The sequence below is a fragment of the Ferroplasma sp. Type II genome (assembly GCF_000496155.1).
On the sequence record NZ_KI542704.1, the window covers coordinates 1 to 828 of the forward strand.

The following is an 828-nucleotide window of genomic DNA, read 5'->3' on the forward strand; positions in this document are numbered from 1 at the left end:
ATATCTTACCAGCATGTCGTCCACAAAATTAGCCACATTTAACAGGTATTTTGCTGAATCCTCTGGTATTATAATGTCCTGTGGATATATCTCGTTCAATTCCTGATCCGGATATCCCAAACCAACAAGTTGTTCTGATGAAAGATTAAGCTCACTTTTCTTGAAATGGGTTATGGGTATATCTGACATATCATATCTGCAGGTTCCGTCCTTGTTTATACTTATATTATGTATGGATCTTAAAATACCCTTTTCCAGAGGTTCTACGGCGCTGTTTTTGGACATTAATTTCTTAACCCCCTTAAGATCCTTTACCTGTTCAGGTTTTATGTTCAGCCTTGATTCGGCTCTTTCCAGTATTGCGCTCAGGTCTATATTCATTTTTTTAATCTTTTTCTGGTTATATGTAACGGAACCACAGTTTTCACATACTGTCAAAGGTGTTTCATTTCCACAATTTTTGCATATCCTCTCGTTCAACTCTATGGCATATTCACTTTTGTTCTTTGCAGCATTTAATATGGAACGCCTGTTGTCACCATAATTCAGTATGGGGAACAATGAATGTACTTTGGCTTCATTTTCCTGTCACCTGCCTTCTCAGGTCTTCCAAGCCTTGCTCCAACGCGTACAGGTGATCTGGCCTTAATTATCATTCCTGAAAGCTGGTTCACAGCCTCGAGTGCCTTATCAGAATTGTAAGACCCTTTCTTTACAATTATGCTATTTTCTATTGAAAATCCCGTTGACACAAGAAGTGGATAATATTCATCAACTTCAAGTGAGTCTGCTTCGGGCCTGAATTCTATCCCCAGTTTTATTAAAATA

The 828-nt window shown here is 38.2% G+C and carries 1 pseudogene; it reads right to left on the minus strand.

Annotation, left to right across the window (positions count from 1 at the left end):
* A pseudogene (locus AMDU4_RS04595) lies at positions 1-827 on the minus strand (DNA polymerase II large subunit); the annotation flags it as partial.
* Position 828: the final 1 nt, after the last annotated feature.